Source organism: Microbacterium sp. zg-YB36, assembly GCF_024623575.2.
Taxonomy (GTDB): Bacteria; Actinomycetota; Actinomycetes; order Actinomycetales; family Microbacteriaceae; genus Microbacterium.
Genome location: NZ_JANJFD020000012.1, coordinates 63,106 through 86,370 on the forward strand (window position 1 = coordinate 63,106; position 23,265 = coordinate 86,370).

A 23,265-nucleotide genomic window follows, 5' to 3' on the forward strand; every position below is an offset into this window, starting at 1 on the left:
GTTGCGGGGGCCCGGTGGACTCCGTGCCCCGACGGTATCAGTGCACCGCGGACGCCGGGACCGGCTACTCCCCCGCCAGGCCGCCCAGCAGGTGCCCGAACGACCGGCCCTCGCCCAGGTACTGCGCCGGGTCGAAGCTGTCCACCGCCACCGACGGCTCTCGGCGCGCGATCGCCGCGGCCAGTTCGCGCGCGCCGCGGTCGATGCGGGACCCCAGTGGCGCGACGTCGTCGGGATGGGCACCCCAGTCACTGGATGCCGCGAACACTCCCGTGGAGACGGGGGCGGCGTGCAGATACGCGAACAACGGCCGGATCGCGTAGTCGATCGCGAGCGAGTGCCTGGGCGTGCCGGCGTTCGCACCGATGAGCACCGGCATCCCGGTGAGCGCGTCGGGGTCGAGCACGTCGATGAACGACTTGAACAGCCCCGAGTAGCTCGTGGAGAAGATCGGCGTGACGGCGATGAGCGCGTCCGCGGAGATGACTGCGTTGACGACACGCTCCAGCGCCGGCGGCGCGAAACCGGTGAGCAGGTTGTTGGTGATGTCGTGCGCGTGATCGCGCAACTCGAACACGTCGACCTCCGCGGAGATGCCCTGCCCATCGGGACCCTGCTCCTGCGCGAGCGCGCGCACGGTGGCCGCGGCCAGCCGGTCGGCGAGCATGCGCGTCGAGGAGGGGTTGGACAGTCCCGCCGAGACGACGGCGATGCGACGCGCGGTCATCGCGCACCGTCGTTCAGGCCGAATGCCGCGCCTGCCGGCGCCGGGGCGTCCTGATAGGGCGAGGGTCCGCTGAGGTTGTCGCCGCGGTTGGCCCGGGGCCGCGCGGCACGCGGGGCGGCGTCGCCGTAAGCTGCGGCGACGCGGGCGGCGTGCGTCGGGGCGTCGGGCACCTCGGCGGGGCGGTGCTGCGCGAGTTCCTTGCGCAGCACCGGCACCACCTCACCGCCGAGGAAGTCCAGCTGCTCCAGCACGGTCTTCAGCGGCAGCCCGGCGTGGTCCATCAGGAACAGCTGACGCTGGTAGTCGCCGAACATGTCCCGCATCCCGGCGTACCGGTCGATGACCTGCTGCGGCGAGCCCACGGTGAGCGGGGTCATCTCACTGAAGTCCTCCAGCGACGGGCCGTGCCCGTAGACGGGGGCGTTGTCGAAATAGGGACGGAACTGCGCCACGGCATCCTGCGAGTTCTTCGCCATGAACGCCTGGCCGCCCAGCCCCACGATCGCCTGCTCGGGGGTGCCGTGACCGTAGTGCGCGTAGCGCTGCCGGTACAGGGCGATGAGCCGCTGATAGTGCTCGGCGGGCCAGAAGATGTTGTTGGCGAAGAACCCGTCACCGTAGTAGGCGGCCTGCTCGGCGATCTCGGGGGTGCGGATCGAGCCGTGCCACACGAACGGCGCCACACCGTCCAGCGGCCGCGGGGTGGAGGTGAAACCCTGCAGCGGGGTGCGGAATTCGCCTTCCCAGTCGACCACGTCCTCCCGCCACAGCTTGTGCAGCAGGGCGTAGTTCTCCACGGCCAGCGGCAGGCCCTGGCGGATGTCCTTGCCGAACCAGGGGTACACCGGTCCGGTGTTTCCGCGGCCGAGCATGAGGTCGGTGCGGCCGCCTGAGACGTGCTGCAGCATCGCGAAGTCCTCGGCGATCTTCACCGGGTCGTTCGTGGTGATCAGCGTGGTCGCCGTCGACAGGATGAGCCGTTCGGTGCGGGCGGCGATGTAGGCCAGCGTCGTGGTGGGCGACGAGGACCAGAACGGCGGGTTGTGGTGCTCGCCGAGCGCGAAGACGTCGAGGCCGACCTGCTCGGCGTGCTCGGCGATCGTGATCGTCGCGCGGATGCGCTCCGCCTCGCTCGGGGTCTGTCCCGTCGTCGGGTCCTGCGTGATGTCGCTGACGGTGAAGATGCCGAACTGCATCCCCGGCCAGGTGGTCGTCTGGTCCACGGTCGCTCTCCGATCCCGGATGCCAGCGGCATCCGTTTCCATGCAAATGAATGTATCTGGTGAAACGCGTGTCGCCTCAGGTTATTCCCGCACCCACGCAGAGCTCCCCCACCCTGCGCGGGTAGGGTGGCGAGGATGAACGAGGCGGCACCGGCGGAACCGAACGCGGCTCGCGCTCCCCGGACAGGGGCGGTCGCGCGCCCCAAGCCGCGCGTGCCGTTCTGGGACAACGCGCGGTTCGCGTGCATCGTCCTGGTGGTGCTGGGCCACGCCGTGCAGCGGCTCACCTATGACTCCGACATCGCCCAGGCGGTGTACTTCCTCATCTACGCGTTCCACATGCCGGCGTTCGCGATCATCTCCGGGTATTTCTCCAAGTCGGGGACGCCCAACCAGCGGCAGATGGCCCGCGTGATCACCGACATCATCGTGCCCTACCTCATCTTCGAGGGCCTGTGGACGCTGACCAAGTGGCTCGTGGAGGGCTCGGCCAACCCCAACCCCACCGAACCGTCGTGGACCCTGTGGTTCCTGTTGGCGCTGGGGATCTTCCGGCTGATCCTGCCGTATCTGGCGCTGCTGAAGCGGCCGCTGCTGTGGACGCTGGCGATCTCGATCGGCGCCGGATACCTGACGAACCTCGACTCCACCTTCTCGCTGTCGCGCACCCTGGGCCTGCTGTTCTTCTTCACCCTCGGCTGGTGGCTGCGCGACCGCGACATCGTCGCCCGCTTCGACCTGCTGCGCTCACGGTCCTGGTGGGTCGTGCTCTGCGCCGCCGGGGTGCTCGCGGTCGCGGGCTGGGCGGCGTGGTTCTACATCGACACCTGGCTGGCGATGGACCTCGGCGGATGGCTGTTCTACGACGACGCCTACGCCGCGCTCGGTGCGAACACCTGGTGGGCGGGCGGGGTGCGCCTGGTGATCATGGCGATCGCCCTCATCCTCTCGGCCGCCTTCTTCACGCTGCTACCGCGTCGCGACCGGTGGTGGACGCACTTCGGCCAGTACACGATGTACGTCTACCTGCTCCACTCGTTCGTGCTGTACCCGTTCCGCGAATCCGGTGTGATGCGCGCCCTCGACCCCACCTGGTTCTGGCTGCCGGTGGTCACGGCGCTGTCGGTGGCCATCGCACTGGGGCTGGCGACCAAGCCCGTGCGCACGGTGTTCCGCCACCTCATCGAGCCGCGCCCGCAGTGGTTGTTCGCCGACCCGACCCTGGCCCGGCGCGAGGGCCGCGGCAGCGACCCGACCGGATCGCGGCGCACGCCCGAGCCGCCCCACCCGCGCGCGAACCCACCCCGCCGTAGCACGCAGCGCTGACGCGTCCGGTCGCCCGCACGGGTCGACGCTCGGAGACCCGGCGGCGCACGAACGACGAGGGCCGCCCCACACCGTGGGGCGGCCCTCAAGAAGTTTTGTGCGATTGAACGCTGGCTGCGATGCCTTAGCGGCGGAGCCCGAGACGCTCGATCAGCGTGCGGTAACGCGCGATGTCGATGTCCTGGAGGTAGCCGAGCAGACGACGGCGCTGACCGACGAGCAGGAACAGGCCACGACGCGAGTGGTGGTCGTGCTTGTGCTCCTTGAGGTGCTCGGTCAGGTCCTTGATGCGCTGCGTCAGCATCGCGACCTGCACCTCGGGGGATCCGGTGTCACCGGGGTGCGTCGCGTACTCTTCGATGATCGCCTTCTTGACTTCTGCTTCCAGTGCCATAGGTGATCCCCTCTCTCCTCGTTGCGCGGCGCCCGACGCCTGATGCGTGGGCTCTCTTTCTCCGCGGCCGATCGAACGGCAACCTGGAAAGTCTACCAGTCCCCTTCCCGCACAGGCGACCCACCTCCGACGTAGCCATCCGGCCGTTCGACGGCGGATTCCGGCCGTTGCATCCGCATCCCATGCCCGGCGCCTGCACCCGGCGTTAGAGTCACGGCGTGAACACCGCTCCCGTCCCGACCGCGACGCCGGAACCGTCAGTCGCCCCCGCTCCGGCGCCGCAGCCGGCGGCAGCCGTGCTCACCCTGCAGTTCGTCCTGACGGGCATCATCTGGGGCTCGAGCTTTCTGTTCATGAAAGTCGCGCTCGAGGGCGTCTCCCCCGCCCAGGTGGTGTGGTCGCGCCTCGTGCTCGGCGCGCTGACCCTCGGTCTGTTCGTCGTGCTGCGGCGCGACCGGCTGCCGCGCAGCATCCGCATCTGGGGGCACATGACCGTGCTCGCGCTGTCGTTCTGCGTCGTGCCGTTCCTGCTGTTCTCGTGGGCGCAGCAGTTCGTCACGTCGGGGCTGGCGAGCATCTACAACGCCACGACGCCGATCATGACCGCGGTCATGGCATGGGCGGTGTTCCGCGTCGAGAAGCTCAAGCCCGCCCAGATCGCCGGCATCCTCATCGGCGTGGCCGGGGTGATGGTGATCATCGCGCCGTGGCAGGGCCTGGATCTCTCCCAGAGCCTCGTCGCGCAGCTCGCGATCCTCGGGGCGACCGCATGCTACGGCTTCAGCCTCGCCTACATGCGGCGGTTCGTGTCGGACTCGGGCATGAGCGCCCTGGTGTTCTCGTTCCTCAACATCGGCATCGCCGCACTGGTCATGCTGCTGCTCACCCCGGTCATCGCGCTGACCCCGGTGCGGCTGGATGTCTGGATCGTCCTCAGCCTCATCACGCTGGGGTGCCTGGGCACGGGCGTCGCCTACATCTGGAACCAGAACGTGCTGCGCGCATGGGGGCCCACGCGCGCCTCGACGGTCACCTACATCACTCCGGTCGTGGGAGTGATGCTGGGAATCGTGCTGCTGGGCGAGACGCTCAGCTGGAACGAACCCGTCGGTGCGCTGCTGGTGTTCCTCGGCATCCTGCTCGCGCAGAATCGCCTGCGCCGAAATCGACGGCGGGCGGATGCCGCGTGAGCTGAGCTCCGCGGCATCCACCCGAAGCGTCAGGCCTGCAGTGCGCCCTGCAGGTCGAGCGTGATGGCGACGTCCTTGCCGACCAGCACGCCGCCGGTCTCGAGGGCGGCGTTCCAATTGAGACCGAAGTCCTCGCGGTTGATGACCGACTTCGCCGTCGCGCCCGCCTTGTAGTTGCCCCACGGGTCGACGCCGAAGCCGCCGAACTCGAGTTCGAAGGTCGCGGGCTTGGTGATGCCGCGGATGGTGAGGTCGCCGTCGACGAGGAAGTCGCCGTTCTCCAGGCGCACGCCGGTGGAGACGAAGGTGAGTGTGGGGTGGGTCTCGGCGTCGAAGAACTCGGCGGAGCGCAAGTGCGCGTCGCGGCCTTCGTCCTTCGTGTTGATCGAAGCGACGTCAGCGGTTGCCTCGACGCGGGCTTCGAGAGGGTTCTCGGGCGCGTAGATCGTGCCGCTCTTGACGTCGAACGTGCCGCGCACCTTCGAGATCATCATGTGGCGCACGCTGAAGGACACCTCGCTGTGCGAGGGGTCGAGCACCCAGGTGCCGGGCTTGTAGCCGGAGATCTCGGTCGGGGCAGCGCTCGTAGCTTCGGTCATGTCGTCCTCCAAATCGGGCCGGGGGATCCGGCGCACTGTGGAGACAACGCGCTCGAGCACGGTGTATTCCCATGAATGTAAATCGGGTATCGAGGCGCCGTCGCCCCGGATGCGGAGATCGGCTCAGGACTTCTGCGACGTCCCCGCCTCAAGGATGGACACGATGGAGAACAGCGTGAAACAGACCGCGCCGAGCCCCGTGAGAACGCGCGCCGGGATGAAGAAGGATGCGTCGGTGATCGCCGCTTCGGCGAGGAATGCGGCGAAGAACAGGCAGAGCAAGCACGTGAACACCGGGATGAGCGGCACCCGGTTCGCCAGCGGGAATCGGCGCCGCCACACCGATGCGAGCAGGAAGACCTTCGAGATGATGCTGAAGCAGATCATGCCCAGACCCAGCAGAACGCAGCCCGGTGCGATGCGTTCGGGTCGATCCGACCCCAAGAGCACGAACAAGCCCCAGATCACCGTCGCCGAGCCCATGACTGCGACCCAGAGCGTCCAGTACCAGCGCTCGGTTTCATCGAACTGATTGCGCACCTGGCGCACCACCGTGGCCACGAGCGAGATCAGGCTCGAGCAGATCGCCGCCAGCCCCAGCATGACGTGCCCCGCGACATAGTGATCTGGTTGCGCAGCCCCAGTCAGGAGCACCACCGCCCACACCCCGGCGACCAGCGCGGCCACAGCAGGCACACCGATCAGCACCGCAGCCGCGGGCTTCGCGTACGCACCTGCGGGCACGCCGTCCTCGTGACGTCCCGCGGAGTTCTGGGAGATCAGCGTGAACGCGCTCGATGCCGTCGCGACGGTCGATACGCACGCGGCGATGAGTCCGACGCCGAACACCACATGACCTGCCACGAACGAGTCCGCAGCCGTGCCCGTCGCGCGGATCCACAGCCCCCATGCCATGGTCGCCACGGCGACGCCGTACCCGATGGCCGGAAGGATGTACCGCCACGCGGGCGCGAAGGTCCCCGTGATCTGGCGGATGATCATCGCCGCCGTGGTGAACAGGGCGATGCAGATCGCGGTGAGTGCGATGAGCACGTGACCGGCGACGAAGTGGCCGGCATCCGTGCCACCGCCGAGGACATACAGCCCGAATCCCAGACACACGGCCCCCATGAGGAGGGGGATCGCCCGGAACAGGATGCTGATGCCGTAGTTCATGGTGACCACTCCCTGACGGACCCGTCGGCGTGACGGCGGGCGTAGCAGGAACGGTATCCGCGGACCGTCGGGTTCTCAAGGTCCGAGGGCGGCGTCCGCTGCGAACGCCGGAGGGGCGGATGCCGCAGCATCCGCCCCTCCGTGAGTGCGTCGTGTCAGCCGACCGCGATGAGGTCGATGATGAACACCAGGGTCTTGCCCCCGAGGAAATGACCGCCGGCGGGGCCGTAGGCCAGGTGCGGCGGGATCACGAGCTCGCGGCGGCCGCCGACCTTCATGCCGGGGATGCCGTCCTGCCAGCCCTGGATCAGGCCGCGGAGCGGAAACTGGATGCTCTCGCCGCGGCTCCACGACGAGTCGAACTCTTCACCGGTGTCGTATTCGACGCCGGCGTAGTGGACCGTCACGGTGTCGCCGGGCTTGGCCTCGGCACCGTCGCCCACGATGATGTCGCGGATGACGAGTTCGGAGGGGGCGGGCCCGGTCGGAGCGTCGAATTCGGGCTTGGTGCGGTTGTCAGTCATGGTTCCATCAAACCCGAGCCGCCCGGTGCGGTCAACGCGAGCGCCATCCTTGACACCCCGCGGCGGGCGAGAGGATGATGGGAGTTAATCAACTCAGCGCTCGGGAGTCACGCAGGCATCGCCGCGGCACCGAGCGCTGAGTTGTAGATCCGGGTCATGTCCCCCGTTACTGCCCGAACACCGCAGCTCGGGCCGCGACCGCCCGCGCCAGGAAGATGCGTTCATCCTCTGCCGCGTTCGCGTCCCGGCCGGACAGTGCGCGCTGTCGGGCGGCGGCGAGCGCGGTGGCATCCGCGATGAATGCCTTCATCGCACCGGCGCGTCCACCGGGCAGCGTGCGGGCCCACGCCATCGCGCGGCGCCGGCCGGCACCGGTGGCGAGCATGGCGACCTCACCCTTGCTGAACCAGCCGGCTGCGGCGTACTCCCCCAGCCGCGCCTCGGTGAGCCGTGCCTCTTCCCGCAGCAGCAGCAGCACCCCCACGATGAACAGCGCGAACAGCGGCACCTGCAGCGACACGTACAGCGAGAAGAAGTTGGCAAAGACGGCCGACCCGTTCCACAGTGCGTGCAGCACCGCCGCACCGAGCATGCCCACCAGCCACGCCCGCATCACACGCCCCACCGGCGCGCCGTCTCGGGCGACCCGGCCCAGCGCGTATCCGGTGACGGCGGTGAACATGACGTGGGCGAAGGGCGAGAGGATGCCGCGGAGGAAGAAGGTCACGGTCGTCTCGGCCACACCGCCTTCGATGAGGCTCGTGGCGAAGTAGAGGATGTTCTCGGTGAATGCGAACCCGGCGCCCACCAGCGCGCCGTACACGACGCCGTCTATGGGACCGTCGAACGCCCGACGCCCCACGACGAAGATGATCAGGAGCCCGAGCCCCTTGGCCAGCTCCTCCACGATGGGAGCCTGGATGACCGACGAGAACGCATCGCGCGCGGCCGACCCGTCGTCGCCGATGACGAGTGTCAGCACCAGATCGATCGCCAGGGTGATCACGACCGCCGCGATCGCCCCCCACGCCACGGCGAGGGCGACCAGCGACCGTGGCTCCGGCTCCCACCGGTCGGCGATGCGCACCGCCAAGAGCACCCCGACGAACGGCACGAGGGCCAGCAGCATGCCGATCAATGAGGCCGCGGCGCCGAGGAAGGTCAGCAGATATGCCGCCAGCGCCACCAGCAGCACGACGAGCACGCCCGCGATCCAGATCGGCGCGGTGCGTCCCTTCCGCGGCGGGATCGGCAGCACCGGCGGCGATGCCGGAGCGGGGGCGATGATCGCTGGGCGACCGGGGTGCGGCTGGGACAGCGCGGAGGTGTACGACACGAGCTTCAGCATATGGCTGCCCATTCGCGGCGAATTCACCACCCGCGATCCCGATAGCCTGAACGGATGCGCTTTGCCCACGTGAGCACTGCCGCGGGCAGCCCTCCCCGACTGGCCGTCATCCGCGACGATCACGCCCTCGTCACCGAAGACCTCTTCCCCGGCGCGCCACACCGCCTGGCGCAGCTCATCGACGGGGGTGACGAGCTGCTCGCGCGGGTGCGCGAGGCCAGCGAAACCGCCACCGGGTGGCATCCGCTGTCCGCGGTGTCGTTCGCGTCGGCCGTGCTCGATCCCCCCGTGGTGCTCGCGATCGGGTTGAACTACGCCGCGCACTCCAGCGAACTGGGGCTGAAGGCCGACACCGCCCCCACCGTGTTCGTGCTGTGGCCGAACTCGCTGGCCGCCCACGAGGCCACCACGAGCTGGCCGCGTTCGCTCAGCGAATCCGTCGACTACGAGGCCGAGCTGGGTGTCATCATCGGGCGTCCCGCGAAGAACGTCGCCGTCGACGACGCGCTGGACCACGTCTGGGGCTACACCGTCGTCAACGACATCACCGCCCGGGACATCCAGTTCTCCGAAGCGCAGTGGTCGCGGTGCAAGTCGTTCGACGGCTTCACCCCCACGGGGCCCTTCGTGGTGACCGCAGACGAGATCGCCGACCCGCAGGACCTGCACATCTGGGCGATCGTGGACGGTCAGACGGTGCAGGATGCCACGACGGGCCAGATGATCCGATCGGTGGCCGCCCTGGTGTCGCACCTGTCGTCATCGGCCACGCTGCTGCCGGGCACCCTCATCTCCACGGGCAGCCCGGGCGGTGCCGGCTACTCCCGCGACCCGCAGATCTTCCTGCGCGACCGGTCCACCGTCACCGTCGGCATCGACGGGATCGGCTCACTGACCACGCACTGCCGCATCAACGACTGACCCCCGCGTGCCGGAGCACGCGGGGGTCAGTCGATGTGATGGTCAGTCGATGGTCAGTTGCAGTCGATGATCTGCCCGTTGCTGAGCTGCCATTCGCCGGGGCCGAGCTCGGCGCACGCGCTGATGAGCGGGAACAGGGTGGAGAAGAACACGATGCCGACGATGGTGCCGATGACCATCAGCACGATGCTGACGATGATCGCGGCCAGCGCCCAGCCGTTCTTGACGCCGGCCTTCTTGCTCTGCACGAACGCGACGATGCCGAGGATCAGGCCCAGCAGCGCGAAGAAGAACGACGCGACGAACGCGACGATGCCGAGCGTCTTGCCGGGGACGGGCGCGTCCGGAGCGCCGTAAGGGGCCGGAGCGCCGTAAGGGGCCTGGGTGCCCGCGGGCGCGTTGGGGTCGTATGCCGGCGCGGCGCCGTACGCGGGCGGTGCCGACGGGGCGCTGGGCGGCTGGTAGGTGGGCTCGCCGCCGGCGGGCGGGACCGCGGGCGGGGTGGGGTTCTGCGGGTCGGACATGTCTGCTCCTCGATACGCGGGCCTGTCCCGGTTCACTCCGACGCTAGTGGGCGGGGTCCGCGCACGACAAAGCGGTGCGCTCAGCGCTCAACCGTGATATCGGGGCTGGGCACGATCGGGATGGCGGCGGTGATCGCTTCCAGCCCCGACAGGCGCGCCGGGGACAGCTGCTTGTCGACGTCCTCGCGGCTCATGAGCCCCGCCTCCACGACGAGATCGCCGACGTTGTGGCCGGTCAGCAGCGCGGCCTTGGCCAGCGCGGCGGACGCCGCGTACCCGAGGAACGGCGTGAGCGCGGTGATGACCCCCACCGAGGCCCCCACCATGGCCCCGAGGCGCTCCCGGTTGGCGGTGATGCCGTCGACGCAGTTCACCCGCAGGGTGCGCATCGCACGCCGCATCCAGGTGATCGATTGGAACAGCGAATGCGCGATGATCGGCTCGAATGCGTTCAGCTGCAGCTGTCCCCCCTCCACCGCCATCGTGATGGTGAGGTCGGCACCGGCGACGGCGAACGCGACCTGGTTGACGACCTCCGGGATGACCGGGTTGACCTTTCCGGGCATGATGCTGGACCCCGCCTGGCGCGGCGGCAGGTTGATCTCCCCGAAGCCGGCCTGCGGGCCGCTGGAGAGCAGGCGCAGGTCGTTGCTGATCTTCGACAGCTTGATCGCGTTGCGCTTGAGGGAGGAGGAGAACGACATGAACGAGCCGGTGTCGCTGGTCGACTCGACGAGGTCGACGGCGGTCTCCAGGTCCAGACCGGTGATCCCGCGCAGATGGCGGCACACCGCGGCGGCGTACTCGTGGTGGGTCGTGATGCCGGTGCCGATCGCGGTCGCGCCCATGTTGATCTCGTAGAGCAGCGACGCGTTCTCGTTCAGCCGCGAGTAGTCCTCGCCCAGGGTGGTCGCGAACCCGTGGAACTCCTGCCCGAGCGTCATCGGCACGGCATCCTGCAACTGGGTGCGCCCCACCTTGAGCACGTCATGGAATTCCACGGCCTTGGCCAGGAACGACTGCCGCAGCAGGTCCAGCTCCTCCAGCAGCGTGCGCAGATCCAGCCCCAGGCCCACCTTGATGGCGGTGGGGTAGACGTCGTTGGTCGACTGGCTGCGGTTGGTGTGGTCGATCGGCGAGAGGTAGTCGTAGTCGCCCTTGGGACGACCGGCCAGCTCCAGCGCGATGTTGGTGATGACCTCGTTCGCGTTCATGTTGGTCGACGTCCCGGCGCCGCCCTGCACGACGCCGACGACGAACTGGTCGTGGAACTCGCCCTCGATCACCAGCTGCGATGCGCGGTCGATCAGATCGGCCCGTTCGGCGTCGAGCACGCCGATCTCGAGGTTGGCTCGGGCGGATGCCTGCTTGACCATCGCCAGCGCGCAGACCAGATCCCGGTAGACCGAGATCGGCCGTTGCGAGATCGGGAAGTTCTCCAGGGCCCGTGCGGTGTGGATCCCCCAGTACGCGTCGCCGGGTATCTGCAACGACCCCAGCGAATCGGTCTCGGTACGGGTGGTCGGGGTGTGGTGCAGTGGCATGGCGCGTCCTTGTGGGGTGCTCACAGCGTCGTGAGGGCGATGCGTTCAGCCTACCCGCGCACGCGGCATGCCACCGGCCGACGGGGTCAGCGCGCGGGCTTGCGGGAGAACACCTCGAGGCGCTGTTCGGGCGTCAGCCGGGACATCTCGGCCACCCATTCCGCGGAGAAGAAGTCACCCGTCGGCGCGTCGACCACCGGCACGACGGCGTGGGTCACGGTGTCCTCGTAGACGTGCACGAGGTGGAACGATTGCCCGGCATCCATGCCGTTGACCTCCACCGGCGGGCGCTGCAGGTTCATCGTGTAACAGGTGGCGGCGGCCACGCTGACCGGGACGCCCGCGAACGTGCCGTGGGTGGAGTAGTGCAGGTGACCGGCGAGGATGCCGCGCACGTCGGTGCCCGCGATCACGTCGGCGAGGGCGTCCTGATGGCGCAGTTCCAGGATGTCGAACAGCGGGATGTGGCTCGGCAGCGGCGGGTGGTGCAGCGCCAGCAGCGTCCCCAGCGGTGCCGGCTCGCGCAGGATGCCGCGCAGCCACTCCAGCTGGGCGGGGTCGAGGTCGCCGTGGTGCCAGCCGGGCACGCTCGTGTCCAGGGCGATCAGTCGCAGACCGCCGAGGTCCCACACGCCGGTGACCGGCTCTTCGGAGGCTTCCAGCCCCAGCAGGTCGCGTCGCAGTTCGGGCCGCTCGTCGTGGTTGCCCGCCACCCACACGACCGGCGCGCCCAGCCGTGCCGCGACCGGTTCGACGGCCGCCCGCAGCGCGCGGTAGGCCTCCGGCTCGCCGAGATCGGTGAGGTCCCCGGTGAACACCAGGGCGTCGGGGCGGATGCCGAGCCGCTCCACGGCCGCGAGGGTCTCGGTCAGGTTCGCCAGGACGTCGAACCGCCCGCCGAGCCTGCCGTCGCCGCCGAGCAGGTGCGTGTCGCTGAGATGCACCAGGACACGACGGGCCGGCGGATGGCTGCCGAACTGCGGGGGCTCCATGCGGCTGAGTCTAGGCGAGGCCGGAGACGCTCCTTGCCGGGGGAACGGCCTCAGTGGCCGAAGACGATGAGCATGAGAGCGCCCAGCACGGCCAGTGCGGAGACCGCGAACGACGCGAATGCCCCCAGCAGCGCGAGCTGCTTCTGCGCGTCGCTCAGCGGGCTGCGCGAGGCTGCCTTCGCTGCGGCCTTGGCGCCCCGGCGTGCCTGCTTCTCGGTGATGACCGTGATGGCGTCGGTGAACTCCGCAGGAGTCACGACGGGAGCCCGTCCCGAGCGGACGAGCAGCCGCAGCCCGAAGGCGTAGAAGGTGACGACCACCACGGAACCCACCAGCGCCGCAGCGAACACCTGGACGAAGGCGAGCCAGTCGATTGCGACGGTCATTTGCCGGCCTCCCCACTGTCGGTGCTCACGTGAGTCGCCGCGGCATCCGTCTTCGCCTGCGCATCGGCACGCACGTGAGCGGCCGCGGCATCCGTCTTCGCCTGGGCATCGGCATGCAGGCGCGTGCGCTGACGGCGAGTGGGCGGCGGATTGCGCTTGACCTTGACGGCGCGGCCGGACTCGGCGACGTCGCTCATCGCGTTGGCGGAGGTCACTTCGTCGCGGCGTGAGCGGATGAAGATCGCCAGGACGATGACGGCGGCGATCGCCGCACCCACCAGCACCCCGATGACCTGTCCCAGCCACACGACCAGGAGTGCTGCGAGCGCGCCGACGATGCCCGCTGCGGGCAGGGTCAGCAGCCAGCCGATCATGATGCGGCCGGCGGTGCGCCAACGCACCTTGGAGCCGCGTCGTCCCAGCCCGGAGCCGATGACCGACCCGGAGGCGACCTGAGTGGTCGACAGGGCGAACCCGAGCGCGCTGGAGGCGAGGATCGTCGAGGCGGTGGATGCCTCGGCTGCGAACCCCTGAGCAGGCTTGACGTCGGTGAGGCCCTTGCCGAGGGTACGGATGATGCGCCAGCCGCCCATGTACGTTCCCAGCGCGATGGTCACCGCACACGCGATGACGACCCACAGCTGCGGCTCGTGGTGGGCGCTGGACTGCCAGCCCACGGTGATCAGCGCGAGCGTGATGACCCCCATGGTCTTCTGCGCGTCGTTGGTGCCGTGCGCGAGCGCGACGAGCGACGACGTGAAGATCTGGCCCCAGCGGAACCCGTCGCGGCCGTCCGGCTTGGAGTCGTAGCGGCGGGTGAGGGCGTAGGCCAGCTTGGTGACGGTGAAGGCGATGATGCCGGCGGTGAGCGGGGCGATGAGCGCCGGCAGCACGACCTTCGACAGCACCACGCCCATGTCGATGGCCGACGCGCTGGCACCGACCAGGGTGGCTCCGATGAGCCCGCCGAACAGGGCGTGCGACGAGCTGGAGGGAAGACCCAGCAGCCAGGTGAGCATGTTCCACGTGATCGCGCCGATCAGCCCGGCGAAGATGATCGCCGGGAAGATGGCCGCCGAGATCTCGTCCTCGCGGATGATGCCGCCGGAGATGGTCTTGGCGACCTCGGTGGACAGGAACGCGCCCACGAGATTGAGCACGGCCGCGAGGAGGACGGCGGTTTTCGGCTTCAGCGCACCGGTGGCGATGGGTGTCGCCATCGCGTTGGCGGTGTCGTGGAAACCGTTGGTGAAGTCGAAGAACAGTGCCAGTACGATGACCAGCACGACGATGAGGGCTGCGGTTTCCACCGTTCGCTTTCCGTCAGGAGATGTGTGGAGGGTGCCGACGATATCGGCGTGCGAACGAACAGTTCAGCGGGGATTCATGCTCCGTTTACCGAGCCGAGAAAATCCTCGCACATCCGCAAGCGCGTCGTGAACCGTTCCCACAGGTTCAGCCCGGACACACAGGCGCGCGCCCCCCGTGCGGCTAGCGTGGTGGGGTGACCGTCACCGCGCAGACGCCCCAGGCCTCCCCCGCTCCTCCCGTCGCCCCGCAGCGCCCCATCACCCGGACGCATCACGGCGACGCCGTGACCGATCCGTACGAATGGCTGCGCGCGAAGGACGACATCGAGGTCACCGCGCACCTGGAGGCGGAGAACGCATACACGGCCGCGCGAACGGCGCATTTGGAGCCGCTGCGCGAGCGCATCTTCCAGGAGATCAAGGGCCGCACCCTCGAGACCGACCTGTCCGTACCCACCCGCCGCGGCCAGTGGTGGTACTACGGTCGCACCGTGGCAGGCAGCCAGTACGGCATCCAGTGCCGCGCACCGCTTGCCTCCCCCGAGGACTGGACTCCCCCGGTGCTGTCTCCCGATGTGGCCGTCCCCGGGGAACAGGTGCTGCTGGACGGCAACGTCGAAGCCGAGGGGCACGAGTTCTTCTCGCTGGGAAGCTTCGAGGTCAGCAACGACGGCAACGTGCTGCTGTACGGCGTGGATGTCGAGGGCGACGAACGCTACACGGTGCGCGTGCGCGACCTGCGGACCGGGCAGATGCTGCCCGACGAGATCCCCGGCACCTTCGCCGGGGCGACGTTCTCCCCCGACGGCCGGTTCATCGTCTACACGACCGTCGACGATGCCTGGCGGCCGGACACGGTGTGGCTGCACGAGCTGGGAACGCCGGTGTCCGAGGACGCGAAGCTGTTCCACGAACCGGACGAGCGGTACTGGGTGGGCGCAGGCTTCACCCACAGCGAGCGGTTCCTGATGATCGAGCTCGGCTCGTCGATCACCTCCGAGGAGTGGCTGCTGGATGCCGACGACCTGCGCGGCACACCCCGCGTGGTGTGGCCGCGTCGGGAGGGAATCGAGTACGACTCCGAGCATGCCGTCGTGGACGGCCAGGACGTGCTGTACCTCCTGCACAACGACGGCGCGCTCGACTTCGAACTCGTGCGCGTTGCGGCATCCGACCCCTCCGGCGCCCGCGAGACGATCATCGCCCACGAGCCGGGCCGACGCCTGCTGGGCGTGTCGACCTTCCGCGACTGGGCGGTCGTCGGCTACCGCCGCGACGGGGTGGAGCGGCTGGGCATGCTCGACTACGCCACCGGCGGCGTGGACGAACTCGTCTTCGATGAGCCGCTGTACAGCGTGGGACTGTCGGGGAACCCGGAGTGGGCTCCTCCCCTGCTGCGGCTGGGCTACGGCTCGTTCGTCACGCCGGGCACCGTCTACGACTACGTCGTGGCCACCGGCGAGCTGCTGCTGCGCAAGCGCCAGCCGGTACTGGGCGGCTACGACGCGGCGGACTACGCCCAGGAGCGGGTGTGGGCCACCGCGCAGGACGGCACGCAGGTGCCGGTGTCGCTGGTGTGGAAGCGCTCGTTCGGCGCCCCGGATGCCGGTGACCCCCGGCCGCTGCACCTGTACGGCTACGGGTCATACGAGCACTCGATCGACCCCGGGTTCTCGGTCGCGCGCCTGTCGCTGCTGGACCGCGGCGTCGTGTTCGCCGTGGCGCACGTGCGCGGCGGCGGCGAGATGGGCCGGCAGTGGTACGAAGACGGCAAGATGCTGCACAAGCGCAACACGTTCACCGACTTCGTCGATGCCGCCCGTCACCTCGTCGAGGCGGGGTACACCTCGCCGGACCGGATGGTCGCCGAGGGCGGCTCCGCGGGTGGGCTGTTGATGGGCGCCGTGGCGAACCTCGCCCCTGAACTGTTCGCCGGCGTGCTGGCGGAGGTGCCGTTCGTGGATGCCCTGACGACGATCCTCGACCCGTCGCTGCCGCTGACGGTCATCGAGTGGGACGAGTGGGGCGACCCCCTGCACGACCCTGAGGTGTACGCGTACATGAAGTCGTACACGCCGTACGAGAACGTCCGCGAGGGCGTGAGGTATCCCCGGATCCTGGCCGTCACCTCGCTCAACGACACGCGCGTGATGTACGTGGAGCCGGCGAAATGGGTCGCGCGGCTGCGCGAGGTGGGCGCGGACGCGATGCTGAAGTGCGAGATGGTCGCCGGTCACGGCGGGGTCTCGGGTCGCTACAACTCGTGGAAGGAACGTGCCTTCGAGCTCGCGTGGCTCCTGGACGTGCTGGGCCTCGCCGCCGCCGAGTGAGTATTCGCGCTGTCGAGTGAGTATTCGTGCTGTCGAGTGAGTATTCGCTGGCGCGCAGCGGCATCTGTCGCCTGATTCTCCCGACAACAGGAGATCTCACCGGTACAGGACGATCCTGCTGATTTCGTCCTGTGCCGGTGAGTTCTCCTGAGCCGGGGAGACGGTCAGCGGTGCAGGCCCTGTGCGATGGCGGCCGAGATGACGGCGATGACCTGCTCGGGCTGGAACAGCACCTGGTAGTAGTCGAAGCGCAGCACGGTGTAACCCAGCAGCACTAACCGCGCGTCGGCGGACAGGTCACGGCGCCGATCGCGCGCCTGGTGGTGGGCAAAGCCGTCGATCTGCACGACGAGGTGCTCCCCGATCAATCCGTCGACCGGGTGCCCGTCGATCCACACCTGCTGGCGCACGGCGACACCGATCGAGCGCATCAGCAGCACGAACCGGGTCTCGACGCCGGAGTCGGACAGGTCGGATGCCGCAGCCGCGATCGCCCGCGCCGCCTCACCGCGCCACTGGATGCGGGCGAGCACGGCGGGGTGGACCGACTTCTGCCGGATCGCCGACTCCCAGACGCAGAGCGCTTCGGCCATCGGCAGACAGCGGGCGACCTGGAACAGCACGTTCACCAGCGGATCGAACAGGGAGGCCTTGCCGACCGGCGCCGGCCCTTGCGCCCAGTGCAGGTGCACGCCCTCGGCAGTGACCCGGGAGGCCGTCGGCGCCACCGCGATGTGGATGCCCTCGTGCGACGGCGTCCAGAGGTTCGCGCGTGCTGCGGCAGTCACGCAGGTGAGGCGGCCACCCGCTTCCGCCGCACGCCGCACGTCGGGTGTGCAGTCGCCGGCGACCAGCCAGCTGCGTCGTACGCGCGCCACGGCGCCCCGCTGCACCGCGACGCGGATCGCGTGCGTGGAGAATCCGGCGGCCTTCAGCGCGGTGGAGTGGGCGCCGCCACCCTGAGCCGCCAGCCAGTGGGTGAGTTCGGTCGTCGAGCGCATGCCGTCATGATGGTCCGCTGGGCGGCGCGCGTGGCCGCGGTCGGGCGCCATCCGGGGATGAACCGACCGAACCGGGGCCTGTGGAGGAGGCGCGGCCGGCCCACACAGCATCCGGCCGTCTCCCCACAACAGGAAGACTCACCGACACAGGAGGATTCCGCCGGAAACGTCCTGTACCGGTGAGATCGCCTGCACCGGGGAGACGGATGCCACAATCGCCCGCAATCCGGCCCGGCATCCGGCAGTCTCCCCACAACAGGAAGACTCACCGACACAGGAGGATTCCAGCGGAAACGTCCTGTACCGGTGAGATCGCCTGCACCGGGAAGACCGGCGAGACGGCGCGACGACCGGGGGTCAGCCGAAGAGCGCCGCGGCCTCGTCGTAGCGGTACACCGGCACCGTGTTCAGCTCACCGAGGGCCTCCTCGAAGGAGACGCGCACGATGTCGGTGCCCTTGAGCGAGACCATCTGGCCCCAGGCGCCGTCCATGATCGCGTCGGCGGCGTGCAGGCCCAGCCGAGTCGCCAGCACACGGTCGAACGCCGAGGGCGATCCGCCGCGCTGGATGTGACCGAGCACCGTGGCGCGGGTCTCGATGCCGGTGATGCGCTCGATCTCGGGCGCGAGCATCTCGCCGATGCCACCCAGCCGCGGCCGGTTGAAGGCGTCGAGGCCCTTGTCACTGTAGGCCTCGTCCATGCCGGTGAGGGTGAAGCCCTCCGAGACGACGACCAGCGGCGCACGGCCGCGGTCGTGGGCCTTGGAGACCTGCTCGCAGACGTCGTCGATCGACATCGGCACTTCGGGGATGCAGATGACGTGCGCCCCCGCCGCGATACCGGCGTGCAGCGCGATCCAGCCGACGTGGCGGCCCATGACCTCGGCGACCATGCAGCGCTGGTGCGAGTCGCCGGTGGTACGCAGGCGATCCATCGCATCGGTGGCGATGTTGACGGCCGTGTCGAAGCCGAACGAGTAGTCCGTTGCGCGCAGATCGTTGTCGATCGTCTTGGGGACGCCCAGGACGTTGATGCCGTCCTTCGCGAGGCGGTTCGCCGCCGCGAGGGTCCCCTCGCCGCCGATGGCGATGATGCCGTCGATGCGGTGGCCGTACAGCGTCTTGGCGATGTTCTCGGCGCCGCCGCGCGGACCCTCGTAGGGGTTGGTGCGGCTGGTGCCGAGGATCGTGCCACCGACCTTCGACAGGCCCTTCACCTCGTGGCGGGTGAGGGGGAAGAAATCACCGTCGACGACGCCGCGCCAACCGTCGCGGATTCCCACGAACTCGAGGTTGTAGGTCGTCGTGCCCTTGAGCACGACCCCGCGGATGACCGCGTTCAGGCCCGGGCAGTCGCCGCCGCTGGTGAGGATGCCGATCTTCATGGGGGAGATCCTTGCTGTCAGGTGATGGTGCCGGCCACGCTGCCTCCGACGACACTATCGTCGGAGGGCAGCGCCTGCCACACGGCCCGGCCGGGGTAAATCAGTCCCCGCCGAGCGAGCGGCGCAGCAGGTGCATGAGCGCCGACAGCTGCACCGAGTCGGTCGAAGCGGCCTCGGCTGCCTCGCCGTCCAGGGCGCGGGCCGCCAGGCCCTGCTTGGAATCGATGAGCTCCGCGATCTTCGTGTCGATCGTGTGCGCGGCGATGATCCGCCATGCGGTGACCGGCTCGCCCTGACCGATGCGGTGCACACGGTCGATCGCCTGGGTCTGCTCGGCGGCGGTCCACGACAGTTCGGCGAGCACCACGTTGGATGCCGCCTGCATGTTCAGACCCACGCCGGCCGCCGTCAGCGAACACACCGCGACGCCCACACCGGGATCGTTGTTGAACGCGTCGATGGCGTCCTGACGAGCCGGGGTGGTCTGGTCGCCGCGGATGGACACGGTGCGAAGCCCCGCCGAAGCGAAGTGCGCCTCTGCGGCATCCATGACGTCGATGTGCTTGGCGAAGAACACGACCTTGCCCACCGACCGCTGCAGCTGCACGGTGTAGTCGGCCGCGAGCACGGCCTTGGCCTGGCCGATGCGACGCACCATCGTGAAGACGTTCTCGGCGCCGGTACCGGCCGCCTTGGACTCTTCCAGCTCGGTGTTGGCCACCAGGCGCACGATGTCCTCGTCGAAGTCGCCCAGGAAGATCCGGTCGCCTCGTGCCTCGAGGATGCGGCGGTACTTCGCCGCCAGGCGTCCGCCGAGCTCGCGCTCGGCGTCGCGGATCGACCGGCCGAAGTCGTCGTCGAGCTCCACGGGGAGGTCGGCGATGAGCTTGTCGGGCAGGTCTGCGGCGACATCCTTCTTCTTGCGACGGACGATGCCCATCGAGATGACGGCGTTGCGCGCCTCGGGGTAGAACGCCTTGTCCGCAGGGGTCAGCCCGGTGGCATCCAGCTTCTCCATGAGCTCGGGACCCGGCTTCTCACCGTTGGTCCAGCCCAGGAACCGCCAGATCGCGTCGAAGTCCTCGACGTCGTTGATCAGCGGCGTGCCGGTGAGGGCGAGCATGAGCGGGTCGTGCACCTGATCACGCAGGCGTGCGCCCAGCGCCAGCACGTTCTGCGAGCGCTGCGAGGAGAGGTTCTTGATGAAGTGGGCCTCGTCCACGACCATGCCCTTGAGGCCGATCGAGGCGAGCCACGCCAGGTGCCGGTCGAGGATCTCGTAGTTGACGATGAACACATCCGCGAACGCGTCGAGGTTCTCGCCGTCGCCGTGGATGACCGTCGCCCGACGCTGCGGGGTCCACCGCTCCACTTCGCGCGCCCAGTTCATCTTCACGACGTTGGGCACGACCGCCAGCAGCGGGTAGGCGTCGGCGACGGATGCCGCGAGCACGGACTCCGCCGTCTTGCCCAGACCCGGCTCATCGGCCAGCAGGAAGCTGCGGTGGCCCTGGCGCACTGCTTCGAGGAAGCGCGACTGGTGCGGCATGATCGCCAGGCCCTTGGGCGACAGGCGATCGAACTCGGGGACAGGGGGCAGGTCCATCGAAGCAACGGCGCCACCGGCACCGGATTCGAACGCCTTGTACAGCGGCCCCATCAGTTCCCAGCCGTCCAGGCGCCTGCGGGGCGTGGCGGTGGGGACGCGGTGGTCGAGATCGGGGGGCAGGAACGGGTTCGCCTCGCGGCGGGCTTCGACCTGCGGCGGAATCACCTGGCGCGCGGAGACGGCTGCGGGCACCCCGGAGGTGACCGCCGGCGCGCTGTCGGTGATGATCAGTTCGTCCGGCGCGAGCTCGGCGCCCGATTCCAGCAGCCAGTCACGGCGCATGCGCCGGGCGACCGGCGACGTCGCCTGGTCGACCTCGAGCAGCTGGATGAGCGAGGTGTCGCGTGCGGCGGTCTTAGCCAGGATGGTCGCGACGCCGTCGAGGCGCTTGAGCAGTTCGGCGCGCGCCGCGTCGGTGACGGTGGTGTCGGCCTTGACCCGAGCGCGCTCTTCGCGCACCAGGAAGGCGATGACCTGGAACTTGACCCGGTTGGTGGGGCCGAGCTTGCCGCGTTGGGCCTTGGCCTCGACCTCGCGCACCTTGCGGGCGAGGATCGGGATGATGGGGGCTTCGTCATCGCGTCGAGACGACGTGTTCTTCCTGCGCCGCGACGTGGACTGTGCGGCAGGTGCCGTGGTCGGCATGCTCCTCCTGGGGCGTGGATGCCGGATGCCTCGGGCTCTCCCGAGACGGGATGGATCTGCGTGTCACCGCGTGCGGCTCGGTTGCCGGGACGACCGCGGGTCGGGGCATGACGCGCAACTCACCGCGGGCATTCCTGCGGCCGGTTGCGGCCGATGGCGGCCGACTGCGGCGATGAAGCGTCTGTTCCCCGGCGCTCAGTCTAGAGCATGTGGACTGGTTACTCCCAGACCATCGATGCGACGTCTTCGGTGTATGCCCCGGGATCGTAGTTCAGCCACACCGTGGTGATCCACCCGTTGCCGCGGAAGAAGTGCGATTCGCCCTTCTCCGAGACGGTGTCGTCGTAGCTGAGGTGGAAGGCATCGTCAGTCGTCGGCGAGCACCTGCTGCTGCCAGGTGGCCAGCAGCGCGGGGTCGTCGGTGACGATGCCGTCGACGCCCAGGGCGGTTGCGGCATCCCACTGCTCATCGGAGTTGAGGGTGTACACCACGATCCGCAACCCCGCATGATGCAGCTCGTCGACGATGTGAGGCTGCTCGAGCACCGCACGACGAGCGACCAGGATGCCCTGCGCCGAGAACTGCCGGGCCGCCGCGACCACATCGGCCGGGAGGCGCTTGAGGATGATCAGCAGCGGCAGGTGCGTGCCGGCGGATTCGACGGCGGCCAGGGTGCGCGCATCGAAGCTCGCGACGATGATCTGCTGGTCCAGTGACCGGGCAGCCACCTCGGCGACGAAGGCGGCCGCCGAGGCGGCATCCCACTCCCCCTTCAACTCGACGATCGCGCGGCGCCCCGACGCCGCCAGCACGTCGAGGAACTCCGCTGCGGTCGGCACCGGGGTGCCGGCGAAGGACGCGTCGAACCAGGAGCCGGCGTCGAGCTCACGCACCTGGGCGAGGGTCAGCTGGGCGAGCCTGCCGTGCCCATCGGTGGTGCGATCCACGGTGGCGTCGTGCATGAGCACGATCTGACGGTCCGCGGTCAGCGCGAAGTCCACCTCGACGTAGTCGAACCCGGCGTCCAGCGCCGCCTGCACTGCGGGCAGGGTGTTCTCCGGCGCCGCAGCGGCGCCGCCGCGGTGGCTTGCGATGAACGCTCGATCGCCGGGGGTGCGCGCGTCACCCAGCAGTTCCCGCGCGCTCACCCGATCGGGCCCCGCACCGAGGACGGCGATGACGACGCTCGCGACGGCGAGCACGCAGACGATGGCGAGAGCGGCGACACGGTCTGATCCGGGTGCGCGCACGGTGGCATCGGGCATCGAGCGGGTCCTTCTTCCCCAGTGCGTCGTCGTCGACGCGTTGGTTGACTCTACACACGGCGTTACCTTTTCGTTACCTCCGGCCGGCGCGAGTCGTCGCGAGCGTGCGCGGCTACGCTTGATCCATGCCCCGCATCACCGAACGCGAACTGGCCGCCACGATCGATCACGCGATCCTGAAGCCCGATTTCACCCGCTCCGACGTCGACGCGGAGCTGGACACCGCGGCGCAGTGGGGCGTGTTCAGCGTCTGCGTGCGCCCCTCCGACATTCCCTACGCGGTGCGGCGCCTCGACGGCACCGGCGTCGCGGTGGGCACCGTCATCGGCTTCCCGCACGGCACCACCTCGACCACCGCGAAGGTCGCCGAGACCATCCGCGCCCTCGAAGACGGCGCAACCGAGTTCGACATGGTGATCAACATCGGCGCGCTGCGGTCCGGCTTCGACGACGAGGTCACCAGCGACATCCGTGCCGTGGTGGATGCCGCCGGAGGTCTCGTGACCAAGGTGATCCTCGAGACGAGCCTGCTCGACGACGAGCAGATCGCCCGCGGCAGCCGGCTGACCGAAGCCGGCGGCGCCGACTTCGTGAAGACCTCCACCGGGTTCGCCGGCGGCGGCGCGACCGTCGAGCACGTGCGTCTCATGCGCGCCACGGTCGGCTCCCGCGTGCAGGTGAAGGCCTCCGGCGGGGTGCGGAGCCTGGACACCGCGCTGGCGATGCTCGATGCCGGCGCCACCCGCCTGGGCACGAGCGCGAGTGCGACGATCCTCGGCGGCCTGCGCGCGGTCCTCGCCGGCGAGCAGTCCGCGGGCGCCGTCGACGAGTCGTCGTACTGACG

At 69.2% G+C, this 23,265-nt stretch carries 21 protein-coding genes; 5 read left to right on the forward strand and 16 right to left on the reverse strand.

All coding sequences use genetic code 11. The annotated features are described in order from the left end of the window. Positions 1–64: 64 nt before the first annotated feature. Both NQ151_RS15320 and NQ151_RS15325 read right to left on the reverse strand, forming a co-directional pair. Positions 65–727 carry an FMN reductase gene (locus NQ151_RS15320; RefSeq protein ID WP_257528621.1) on the reverse strand — a complete coding sequence of 221 codons (663 nt, stop codon included), beginning with the start codon at positions 725–727 and terminating at the stop codon, positions 65–67. Then, positions 724–1,923 (reverse strand): LLM class flavin-dependent oxidoreductase, encoded by a 1,200-nt coding sequence (locus NQ151_RS15325; protein WP_257510216.1) that lies wholly within the window; start codon positions 1,921–1,923, stop codon positions 724–726. Before NQ151_RS15325 ends, NQ151_RS15320 begins: the two co-directional genes overlap by 4 nt. 162 nt (positions 1,924–2,085) lie before the next feature. Between NQ151_RS15325 and NQ151_RS15330 the strand changes: the two genes are divergently transcribed. Next, positions 2,086–3,276: an acyltransferase family protein gene (locus tag NQ151_RS15330; RefSeq protein WP_257528622.1), complete on the forward strand. Its 1,191-nt coding sequence runs from the start codon at positions 2,086–2,088 to the stop codon at positions 3,274–3,276. 124 nt (positions 3,277–3,400) lie between these two features. On the opposite strand, the gene rpsO is transcribed toward NQ151_RS15330, so the two are convergent. After that, positions 3,401–3,670: a 30S ribosomal protein S15 gene (rpsO, locus tag NQ151_RS15335; protein WP_257510189.1), complete on the reverse strand. Its 270-nt coding sequence runs from the start codon at positions 3,668–3,670 to the stop codon at positions 3,401–3,403. 218 nt (positions 3,671–3,888) lie between these two features. Here rpsO and NQ151_RS15340 point away from each other — a divergent pair, with 218 nt between their 5' ends. Continuing rightward, positions 3,889–4,860: a DMT family transporter gene (locus NQ151_RS15340; RefSeq protein ID WP_502883581.1), complete on the forward strand. Its 972-nt coding sequence runs from the start codon at positions 3,889–3,891 to the stop codon at positions 4,858–4,860. Between the two features lie 29 nt (positions 4,861–4,889). Here the strand turns inward: NQ151_RS15340 and NQ151_RS15345 are convergent, their stop codons facing one another. From NQ151_RS15345 to NQ151_RS15360, 4 genes are all read right to left on the reverse strand, one after another. Further along, entirely contained in the window at positions 4,890–5,459 is a 570-nt protein-coding gene (locus NQ151_RS15345; protein WP_257528623.1) for a YceI family protein, read from the reverse strand. A 123-nt stretch (positions 5,460–5,582) separates the two neighbouring features. Beyond that, positions 5,583–6,635, reverse strand: a complete 1,053-nt coding sequence (locus NQ151_RS15350; protein WP_257510191.1) for a DUF2776 family protein — start codon at positions 6,633–6,635, stop codon at positions 5,583–5,585. A 155-nt stretch (positions 6,636–6,790) separates the two neighbouring features. After that, a complete protein-coding gene (locus tag NQ151_RS15355; protein WP_257510192.1) occupies positions 6,791–7,159 on the reverse strand; it encodes an FKBP-type peptidyl-prolyl cis-trans isomerase in 369 nt (122 codons plus the stop codon). Positions 7,160–7,325: 166 nt separating this feature from the next. After that, the gene (locus NQ151_RS15360; protein WP_257528624.1) at positions 7,326–8,507 is read right to left on the reverse strand and encodes a PrsW family intramembrane metalloprotease; all 1,182 of its coding nucleotides are present in this window, start codon (positions 8,505–8,507) and stop codon (positions 7,326–7,328) included. Between the two features lie 54 nt (positions 8,508–8,561). Here NQ151_RS15360 and NQ151_RS15365 point away from each other — a divergent pair, with 54 nt between their 5' ends. After that, positions 8,562–9,428: a fumarylacetoacetate hydrolase family protein gene (locus tag NQ151_RS15365; RefSeq protein WP_257528625.1), complete on the forward strand. Its 867-nt coding sequence runs from the start codon at positions 8,562–8,564 to the stop codon at positions 9,426–9,428. 53 nt (positions 9,429–9,481) lie between these two features. Here the strand turns inward: NQ151_RS15365 and NQ151_RS15370 are convergent, their stop codons facing one another. From NQ151_RS15370 to NQ151_RS15390, 5 genes are all read right to left on the reverse strand, one after another. Next, positions 9,482–9,952, reverse strand: a complete 471-nt coding sequence (locus NQ151_RS15370) for a serine incorporator domain-containing protein (RefSeq protein WP_257528626.1) — start codon at positions 9,950–9,952, stop codon at positions 9,482–9,484. Between the two features lie 80 nt (positions 9,953–10,032). Beyond that, on the reverse strand, positions 10,033–11,496 hold the full coding sequence (locus NQ151_RS15375; protein WP_257510196.1) for an aspartate ammonia-lyase: 1,464 nt from the start codon (positions 11,494–11,496) through the stop codon (positions 10,033–10,035). Positions 11,497–11,582: 86 nt separating this feature from the next. Further along, positions 11,583–12,488, reverse strand: coding sequence for a metallophosphoesterase (locus NQ151_RS15380; protein WP_257528627.1), 906 nt, complete (start codon positions 12,486–12,488; stop codon positions 11,583–11,585). 50 nt (positions 12,489–12,538) lie between these two features. Continuing rightward, complete coding sequence (locus NQ151_RS15385; RefSeq protein ID WP_257528628.1) at positions 12,539–12,874, reverse strand: peptidase; 336 nt, start codon at positions 12,872–12,874, stop codon at positions 12,539–12,541. Further along, on the reverse strand, positions 12,871–14,184 hold the full coding sequence (locus NQ151_RS15390) for an inorganic phosphate transporter (protein ID WP_257528629.1): 1,314 nt from the start codon (positions 14,182–14,184) through the stop codon (positions 12,871–12,873). The genes NQ151_RS15385 and NQ151_RS15390 overlap by 4 nt, the downstream gene beginning before the upstream one ends. A 194-nt stretch (positions 14,185–14,378) precedes the next feature. Between NQ151_RS15390 and NQ151_RS15395 the strand changes: the two genes are divergently transcribed. Then, complete coding sequence (locus tag NQ151_RS15395; RefSeq protein ID WP_257528630.1) at positions 14,379–16,514, forward strand: S9 family peptidase; 2,136 nt, start codon at positions 14,379–14,381, stop codon at positions 16,512–16,514. A gap of 164 nt (positions 16,515–16,678) precedes the next feature. Here NQ151_RS15395 and NQ151_RS15400 read toward each other — a convergent pair whose 3' ends face one another. The 4 genes from NQ151_RS15400 to NQ151_RS15415 form a co-directional block, all read right to left on the reverse strand. Next, on the reverse strand, positions 16,679–17,515 hold the full coding sequence (locus NQ151_RS15400) for an endonuclease domain-containing protein (protein WP_257528631.1): 837 nt from the start codon (positions 17,513–17,515) through the stop codon (positions 16,679–16,681). Between the two features lie 357 nt (positions 17,516–17,872). Continuing rightward, a complete protein-coding gene (locus tag NQ151_RS15405) occupies positions 17,873–18,901 on the reverse strand; it encodes a 6-phosphofructokinase (RefSeq protein WP_257510202.1) in 1,029 nt (342 codons plus the stop codon). A 100-nt stretch (positions 18,902–19,001) separates the two neighbouring features. After that, positions 19,002–21,155 (reverse strand): DEAD/DEAH box helicase, encoded by a 2,154-nt coding sequence (locus tag NQ151_RS15410; RefSeq protein ID WP_257510203.1) that lies wholly within the window; start codon positions 21,153–21,155, stop codon positions 19,002–19,004. A gap of 366 nt (positions 21,156–21,521) precedes the next feature. Continuing rightward, positions 21,522–22,421 (reverse strand): glycerophosphodiester phosphodiesterase, encoded by a 900-nt coding sequence (locus tag NQ151_RS15415; protein WP_257510204.1) that lies wholly within the window; start codon positions 22,419–22,421, stop codon positions 21,522–21,524. 125 nt (positions 22,422–22,546) lie between these two features. On the opposite strand from NQ151_RS15415, the gene deoC reads away from it, so the two are divergent. Beyond that, entirely contained in the window at positions 22,547–23,263 is a 717-nt protein-coding gene (deoC, locus tag NQ151_RS15420) for a deoxyribose-phosphate aldolase (RefSeq protein WP_257510205.1), read from the forward strand. Positions 23,264–23,265 lie beyond the last annotated feature (2 nt).

Excerpts from the sequence above, each read along its gene's own strand:
- NQ151_RS15400 (WP_257528631.1), bottom strand. The coding sequence starts at position 17,515 with ATGCGCTCGACGACCGAACTCACCCACTGGCTGGCGGCTCAGGGTGGC.
- NQ151_RS15355 (WP_257510192.1), bottom strand. The coding sequence starts at position 7,159 with ATGACTGACAACCGCACCAAGCCCGAATTCGACGCTCCGACCGGGCCC.
- NQ151_RS15325 (WP_257510216.1), bottom strand. The coding sequence starts at position 1,923 with ATGCAGTTCGGCATCTTCACCGTCAGCGACATCACGCAGGACCCGACG.
- NQ151_RS15380 (WP_257528627.1), bottom strand. The coding sequence starts at position 12,488 with ATGGAGCCCCCGCAGTTCGGCAGCCATCCGCCGGCCCGTCGTGTCCTG.
- NQ151_RS15345 (WP_257528623.1), bottom strand. The coding sequence starts at position 5,459 with ATGACCGAAGCTACGAGCGCTGCCCCGACCGAGATCTCCGGCTACAAG.
- rpsO (WP_257510189.1), bottom strand. The coding sequence starts at position 3,670 with ATGGCACTGGAAGCAGAAGTCAAGAAGGCGATCATCGAAGAGTACGCG.
- NQ151_RS15385 (WP_257528628.1), bottom strand. The coding sequence starts at position 12,874 with ATGACCGTCGCAATCGACTGGCTCGCCTTCGTCCAGGTGTTCGCTGCG.
- NQ151_RS15330 (WP_257528622.1), top strand. The coding sequence starts at position 2,086 with ATGAACGAGGCGGCACCGGCGGAACCGAACGCGGCTCGCGCTCCCCGG.
- deoC (WP_257510205.1), top strand. The coding sequence starts at position 22,547 with ATGCCCCGCATCACCGAACGCGAACTGGCCGCCACGATCGATCACGCG.
- NQ151_RS15320 (WP_257528621.1), bottom strand. The coding sequence starts at position 727 with ATGACCGCGCGTCGCATCGCCGTCGTCTCGGCGGGACTGTCCAACCCC.
- NQ151_RS15405 (WP_257510202.1), bottom strand. The coding sequence starts at position 18,901 with ATGAAGATCGGCATCCTCACCAGCGGCGGCGACTGCCCGGGCCTGAAC.
- NQ151_RS15410 (WP_257510203.1), bottom strand. The coding sequence starts at position 21,155 with ATGCCGACCACGGCACCTGCCGCACAGTCCACGTCGCGGCGCAGGAAG.
- NQ151_RS15365 (WP_257528625.1), top strand. The coding sequence starts at position 8,562 with ATGCGCTTTGCCCACGTGAGCACTGCCGCGGGCAGCCCTCCCCGACTG.
- NQ151_RS15370 (WP_257528626.1), bottom strand. The coding sequence starts at position 9,952 with ATGTCCGACCCGCAGAACCCCACCCCGCCCGCGGTCCCGCCCGCCGGC.
- NQ151_RS15375 (WP_257510196.1), bottom strand. The coding sequence starts at position 11,496 with ATGCCACTGCACCACACCCCGACCACCCGTACCGAGACCGATTCGCTG.
- NQ151_RS15415 (WP_257510204.1), bottom strand. The coding sequence starts at position 22,421 with ATGCCCGATGCCACCGTGCGCGCACCCGGATCAGACCGTGTCGCCGCT.
- NQ151_RS15360 (WP_257528624.1), bottom strand. The coding sequence starts at position 8,507 with ATGCTGAAGCTCGTGTCGTACACCTCCGCGCTGTCCCAGCCGCACCCC.
- NQ151_RS15350 (WP_257510191.1), bottom strand. The coding sequence starts at position 6,635 with ATGAACTACGGCATCAGCATCCTGTTCCGGGCGATCCCCCTCCTCATG.